This window comes from Pseudorhizobium endolithicum (assembly GCF_902153245.2).
In the GTDB taxonomy this organism is placed as follows: Bacteria; Pseudomonadota; Alphaproteobacteria; order Rhizobiales; family Rhizobiaceae; genus Neorhizobium; species Neorhizobium endolithicum.
Genome location: NZ_CABFWF030000012.1, coordinates 664,149 through 671,251 on the forward strand (window position 1 = coordinate 664,149; position 7,103 = coordinate 671,251).

General features: G+C 62.5%; 4 protein-coding genes. 3 read left to right on the forward strand and 1 reads right to left on the reverse strand.

Annotation, left to right across the window (positions count from 1 at the left end; translation table 11 throughout):
• Positions 1 to 121: 121 nt before the first annotated feature.
• The gene (locus RTCK_RS13115) at positions 122 to 1,345 is read left to right on the forward strand and encodes an argininosuccinate synthase (RefSeq protein ID WP_142593097.1); all 1,224 of its coding nucleotides are present in this window, start codon (positions 122 to 124) and stop codon (positions 1,343 to 1,345) included.
• A 51-nt stretch (positions 1,346 to 1,396) separates the two neighbouring features.
• On the opposite strand, the gene RTCK_RS13120 is transcribed toward RTCK_RS13115, so the two are convergent.
• Positions 1,397 to 2,572 (reverse strand): multidrug effflux MFS transporter, encoded by a 1,176-nt coding sequence (locus RTCK_RS13120; RefSeq protein WP_142593129.1) that lies wholly within the window; start codon positions 2,570 to 2,572, stop codon positions 1,397 to 1,399.
• A 291-nt stretch (positions 2,573 to 2,863) separates the two neighbouring features.
• Here RTCK_RS13120 and RTCK_RS13125 point away from each other — a divergent pair, with 291 nt between their 5' ends.
• Together RTCK_RS13125 and typA are read left to right on the forward strand one after the other, a co-directional pair.
• Entirely contained in the window at positions 2,864 to 4,951 is a 2,088-nt protein-coding gene (locus RTCK_RS13125; RefSeq protein ID WP_142593098.1) for a M3 family metallopeptidase, read from the forward strand.
• A gap of 135 nt (positions 4,952 to 5,086) precedes the next feature.
• Positions 5,087 to 6,907 carry a translational GTPase TypA gene (gene typA, locus RTCK_RS13130; protein ID WP_142593099.1) on the forward strand — a complete coding sequence of 607 codons (1,821 nt, stop codon included), beginning with the start codon at positions 5,087 to 5,089 and terminating at the stop codon, positions 6,905 to 6,907.
• Positions 6,908 to 7,103 lie beyond the last annotated feature (196 nt).

Sequence of the window (7,103 nt, forward strand, 5' to 3'; positions counted from 1 at the left end):
CATGGGCAAGCGACAGGAGCGCGGTGGCGCATCTTGCGCCTCCCGGCAAACACGCTAAAAGTCCCCGCATTCCAAGCATCGATGGCATGCCCATCGCCACTCGCGGACGGACCCGATCACAATGGCACTTCCCACAGACGTAAAGAAGGTCGTTCTCGCCTATTCCGGCGGCCTCGACACCTCCATCATCCTCAAATGGCTGCAGACCGAACTCGGCGCCGAAGTGGTGACCTTCACCGCCGACCTCGGCCAGGGCGAGGAGCTCGAGCCCGCACGCAAGAAGGCGGAGATGCTGGGGATCAAGGAGATCTTCATCGAGGACGTGCGCGAGGAGTTCGTCCGCGACTTCGTCTTCCCGATGTTCCGCGCCAATGCCGTCTACGAAGGCGTCTATCTGCTCGGCACCTCGATTGCACGTCCGCTCATTTCCAAGCACCTGATCGAGATCGCCAGAAAGACCGGCGCCGACGCGATCGCCCACGGCGCAACCGGCAAGGGCAACGACCAGGTGCGCTTCGAACTTTCGGCCTATGCGCTGAACCCCGACATCAAGATCATCGCGCCGTGGCGCGACTGGTCGTTCAAGAGCCGGACGGATCTCCTGGATTTCGCCGAAAAGAATCAGATTCCCGTCGCCAAGGACAAGAAGGGCGAGGCCCCCTTCTCGGTCGACGCAAACCTGCTGCACTCCTCATCGGAGGGTAAGGTGCTGGAAGATCCGAGCCAGGAAGCTCCGGAATACGTGCACATGCGCACGATCTCGCCGGAGGCCGCTCCGGACAAGGCGACGGTCATCAACATCGGTTTCGAGCGGGGCGATGCCGTCTCGATCAACGGCGAGCGCCTGAGCCCGGCGACGCTGCTCGCCAAGCTCAACGACTACGGCCGCGACAACGGCATCGGCCGTCTCGACCTCGTGGAAAACCGCTTCGTCGGCATGAAGAGCCGCGGCGTCTACGAGACCCCCGGCGGCACGATCCTTCTTGCAGCCCACCGCGCCATCGAATCCATCACGCTCGACCGCGGTGCCGCGCATCTCAAGGACGAGTTGATGCCGCGTTATGCGGAGCTCATCTACTACGGTTTCTGGTTCTCGCCGGAGCGCGAAATGCTGCAGGCGCTGATCGACAAGAGCCAGGAGCATGTGGAAGGCGAAGTGACGCTGAAGCTCTACAAGGGCAATGTCATGGTCATCGGACGCGAGAGCGACAAGTCGCTCTATTCCGACACGCTGGTCACCTTCGAGGACGACCAGGGCGCATACGACCAGAAGGATGCCGCGGGTTTCATCAAGCTCAATGCGCTGCGCCTGCGCACCCTTGCCAAGCGCAACCTGAAAGGCTGAGCTTACCTGACATCCCCGGAACCCGCCGCCGCAGCCGCGCCGGCGGGTTCTTCACATCCGCCGTTCGATGGCGAGATAGGCGAGATAGCTGCCGACCGCAGCGAATTCCATGAACGGGATGACGGTGCCGAAGGCGAGGAGCGGCGCCCCGAGCAGAGCCGCGGCCAAGCCGCCGAGGAAGCCGGAACTCATCTGGATGAAGCCCATCATGGCGGAGGCGGAGCCCGCGATATGCGGGAAAGGCCCCATCCCGACGGTGATCATGTGCGGGCTGATGAAAGCGATCCCGAAGGTGCAGATGCCGACCGGCAGCATGATCGACAGGAAGCTCGGGGCCAGCATCGCCACCGAAAGAGCCATGACCAGGCCACCGGTTCCGGAGAAGCAGAGGCCGGCTACCACGGCGCGGTGACCGGATATCCGCCGGGCGAGCAGCCGCAGGACGAGCGAGCCGGCGAGGTAGGAGCCCGTCTGCACGAGCATACCGATGCCGAACTGCGTCGGCGTCAGTCCCACTTCGTTGATGAGAACGAAGGGCAGCATGGTCGATTGCGCGTAAAGCGCTCCGATGGAGCCGCCGATCACCAGCGATGCCAGCACGAAGCGGGCGTTCGACAGGACCTCCGCATAGCCGGACAGAAGTCTTGCCGGCCTCAACCGTGACCGGTCGGGATGGCCGGTTTCCTGCAGGAAGAAAAGCACGCTGCCGATGGAGATCAGGCCGAAGCCCAGCATCAGCAGGAAAACCGATCTCCAGCCGAAGGCGGCGAGCGACAGCCCTCCGAGGGTCGGTCCCATAGCGGGAGCGACGGTCAGCATGATGGCGATCAGGTTCATGATGCTCGCGGCTTCCCTGCCGACGAACTGGTCGCGCACCACCGCGCGCGCGACGGTGATCCCGACGGAGGCCCCTACGCCCTGGATCAACCGGCCGGCCAGGATCCAGCCGATGTCCGGCGCCATGGCGGCAAGGACCGAACCCACGAGGTAGACAAGCAGGAAGCCGATCGTCGCGGCCTTCCGCCCGAAGGCGTCGGAAGCAGGCCCGGCCAGCAGCTGCGCCACGGCGAAGCCCGCAAAATAGAGCGAGAGCGACATCTTGATCGCGCTTTCGCTGGTGGAGAAGGCTTCGACGAGCTCCGGCATCGCCGGGGTGTAGATTGCCATTGAGACCGGTCCGAGGGCGGTCAGAACCGCGCCGAGGAGCGATGTCCGGCGCGCGGTCATCCTGGGGGTGGGCTGGGGACTGTCGGCTTTCATCATGTGCCAGGGAGGGCAAGCGGCAGAGCTTGCCGGTAGAACTGCATCAGGTGGTCTGCACGACGTCGCATCGGTGCAGGCGGCGGTCGGGAAAGACATACTCCGTTTCAGCCATCAGGCAAGCCTTGCAGGGTCCCTGCGTTTCCGCCAGAACCCTTCGGAACAGGTTGCGGGTTGCACGGGCGCCGTCATATCCCAGATAGGGAGCATGGCCACCTTTTCGCGCACCGCGCGCAGATCATCACGAAGGAATTCCGTATGCCGCAGCTTCACATCAATCCCGCCCTGATCGACTGGACCGGGCACGAAGGCCTGCCGCGCTTCGACCTGATAGAGGACGAGAATTTCGCGGGGGCGTTCGATGCTGCGATGGCCAAACATGATGCCGAAATCAACGACATCGCTTCCGATCCGCGCGAGCCTACGATGGAAAACACCATCGTCGCGCTGGAGATCGCAGGCGACGAGCTGTCCCGGATCTCGGCACTGTTCTGGAACAAGGCCGGCGCCCATACCAACGAGGTGATCCAGGCGCTGGAGCGGGAGATCGCGCCGAAGATGTCGCGGCACTATTCGAAGATCGCCATGAACGAGGCGCTGTTCAGGCGCGTCGATGGCCTCTGGGAGACGCGCGACAGCCTCGGGCTCACTGTCGAGGAAATGCGCGTCCTGGAACGCCATTGGAAGGGATTCGTGCGCACCGGCGCCAAACTGCCCAAGGTGGAGCAGGAACGGCTGGCAGCCATCAACGAGAAGCTCGCCGGTCTCGGCGCCCGGTTCGGGCAGAACGTGCTGGCGGACGAAAAGAGCTGGAAACTGCTCCTGACGGAGGAGGCGGAGCTTGCGGGACTGCCGCCCTTCCTGCGCGACGCCATGGCCTCGGCGGCCCGCGACCGCGGGCATGAGGGCGGCTACGCGGTGACGCTGTCGCGCTCCATCATCGAGCCCTTCCTGACCTTTTCGGAACGCAGGGATCTGCGGGAGCAGGCGTTCAAGGCATGGGCTGCACGCGGTGCGAATGGCGGTGAGACGGACAATCTTGCGATCGTGAAGGAGACGCTGGCCCTGCGGATCGAGCGCGCCAAGCTGTTGGGCTACGACAGCTTTGCCGCCTTCAAGCTGGACAATACCATGGCGAAGACGCCGCAAGCGGTGAACGACCTGCTGATGGCGGTCTGGGAAAAGGCCCGCAAGCGAGCACTGGAAGAGGAGGCAAGCCTTGCCGGCCTGATCGCGGAAGAGGGGGGCAACCACGAGGTGATGCCCTGGGACTGGCGCTTCTATGCGGAAAAGCTGCGCCACCGGACCTTCAATTTCTCCGAATCCGAGCTCAAGCCATATCTCCAGCTCGAGAAGATCATCGAGGCCTGTTTCGATGTGGCGCAGCGGCTCTTCGGGATCCGCGTAAGGGAGGTGGCGGGCGTGCCGGCCTACCACCCGGACGTGCGCGTCTTCGAAGTCCATGACGAGCAGGGTGGGCTGAAGGCGCTATTCCTCGGCGATTACTTTGCTCGGTCATCCAAGCGCTCCGGCGCTTGGATGAGTTCCCTTCAGTCGCAGCACAGGCTGCCGCTGAAGAACGGCAAGAAGGGCGAGATCCCAATCATCTACAACGTCTGCAACTTTGCCAAGCCTGCCGCCGGCAAGCCGGCGCTCTTGTCGCTCGACGATGCACGCACACTGTTCCACGAATTCGGGCACGCGCTCCATGGCATGCTCTCCAACGTCACCTATCCGTCTGTCTCCGGAACGGGCGTGGCACGCGATTTCGTGGAACTGCCCTCGCAACTCTACGAGCATTGGCTGACGATCCCCGAAATCCTGGAGAGATACGCGGTCCACTACGAGACGGGCGAACCGATGCCGAAGACGCTCCTCGACAAGGTGCTCGCGGCGCGGACGTTCAATGCCGGTTTCGCGACCGTGGAGTTCACGTCCTCCGCGCTGGTGGATATGGCTTTTCATACGAGGGACGCCGTGGACGACCCGATGCAGGTACAGGCCGAGGTGCTCAACCAGATCCGCATGCCGCAGTCGATCGTGATGCGTCACGCGACGCCGCACTTCCAGCACGTGTTTTCCGGCGACGGATACTCGGCGGGCTATTATTCCTACATGTGGTCGGAAGTGCTCGATGCCGACGCGTTCGCCGCTTTCGAGGAAACCGGAGATGCCTTCGATCCCGTCATGGCGCGCAAGCTGAAGAACAATATCTACTCGGTCGGCGGCTCGATCGATCCGGAGGAGGCCTACAAGGCCTTTCGCGGCAAGCTGCCGGACCCGCATGCGATGCTGCGCAAGAAGGGGCTGGCAATGGTCGAGGAGCTTTCGGGCAGCGACGCCTGAGGCAAGTGCATAACTGCTGTTCCGCAAGAATAGGGGCTCCCCTCTTTCGCATTTGCGAAAAACCGGGTATGAGGCGCCAACGAAATTGGCGCCCTCCTCCCACAAGTAGCGCCCCCGAACCCAGAGATATACTATATGGCAATCCGCAACATCGCGATTATCGCGCACGTTGACCATGGAAAGACGACGCTTGTTGACGAGCTTCTGAAGCAGTCAGGCACCTTCCGAGAGAACCAGCGCGTCATGGAACGCGTGATGGATTCCAACGATATTGAAAAAGAGCGCGGTATCACGATCCTTGCGAAAGCAACCTCGATCGAGTGGAAGGGTCACCGCATCAACATCGTCGACACCCCCGGCCACGCCGACTTCGGCGGCGAAGTCGAGCGCATCCTTTCGATGGTGGACGGCGCGATCGTTCTGGTCGACAGTTCTGAAGGCCCGATGCCGCAGACGAAGTTCGTGGTCTCCAAGGCGCTCAAGGTCGGCCTGAAGCCGATCGTCGCGATCAACAAGATCGACCGCCCGGACGGTCGTCACGAGGAAGTACTGAACGAGGTTTTCGACCTGTTCGCCAACCTTGACGCCACGGACGAGCAGCTCGACTTCCCGATCCTCTACGGTTCGGGCCGCAATGGCTGGATGAACGTCAATCCCGAAGGTCCGCAGGACGAAGGGATGGCACCGCTGCTCGACCTCGTGCTCAAGCACGTTCCCGAGCCTACCGTCGAGGAAGGCCCGTTCCGCATGATCGGCACGATCCTGGAGGCCAACAACTTCCTCGGCCGCATCATTACCGGCCGCATCGCCTCGGGCTCGATCAAGCCGAACCAGGCCGTCAAGGTTCTCGGCCAGGACGGCAGGCTTATCGAACAGGGCCGTATCTCCAAGATCCTCGCATTCCGCGGGATTGAGCGCCAGCCCATCGAGGAAGCCCATGCAGGCGACATCGTCGCCATCGCAGGCCTCTCGAAGGGTACCGTCGCAGATACCTTCTGCGATCCGTCCGTCACGGAGCCGATGGCTGCACAGCCGATCGACCCGCCGACCGTGACCATGTCCTTCATCGTCAATGACAGCCCGCTTGCCGGCACCGAGGGCGACAAGGTGACGAGCCGCGTCATCCGTGACCGCCTGTTTAAGGAAGCGGAAGGCAATGTCGCGCTGAAGATCGAAGAATCCGCCGACAAGGACTCCTTCTATGTCTCCGGCCGCGGTGAGCTTCAGCTTGCCGTGCTGATCGAGAACATGCGTCGAGAAGGCTTTGAGCTCGCCGTGTCGCGCCCGCGCGTCGTCATGCACAAGGACGAAGCGACCGGCGAGATGATGGAGCCCGTCGAGGAAGTCGTCATCGACGTCGACGAGGAGCATTCCGGCGTCGTCGTGCAGAAGATGTCGGAGCGCAAGGCCGAGATGGTCGAGCTTCGCCCCTCGGGCGGCAACCGCGTTCGCCTGCGCTTCTATGCGCCGACCCGCGGCCTGATCGGCTATCAGTCGGAACTGCTGACCGATACCCGCGGCACGGCGGTCATGAACCGGCTGTTCCACGAGTACCAGCCGTACAAGGGTGAGATCGGTGGCCGCGTCAACGGAGTGCTGCTTTCTAACGAATCCGGGGAAGCCGTTGCCTATGCCCTTTTCAACCTCGAAGACCGCGGTCCGATGATCATCGATGCCGGAGAGAAGGTCTACGAAGGCATGATCATCGGCATTCATTCCAGGGATAACGACCTGGACGTGAACGTGCTGAAGGGCAAGAAGCTCACCAACATCCGTGCCGCCGGCAAGGACGAAGCCGTGAAGCTCACGCCGCCGATCAAGTTCACGCTGGAGCGCGCGCTGTCCTGGATCCAGGATGACGAACTGGTGGAAGTCACGCCGAAATCTATCCGCCTCCGCAAGCTCTATCTTGATCCGAACGAGCGCAAGCGGTTCGAGAAGCTAAAGAGCGCCTAATCCTCGACTTCCAAGCGAAGGCCAGAGCCGGCCCCTCTTGAACAAAGAAGCCCCGCATCGCTGCGGGCCCTCAGACCGCTGACAAACCCGTCGATTTTTCGGCGGGTTTTGTTTTGTGTGTTTTTGGGATTTCGATCTGCTTGTTTTTGGCGCGTGGCGAGATGCGATAGAATGGGGCGAGACCTCATCCCCAGGC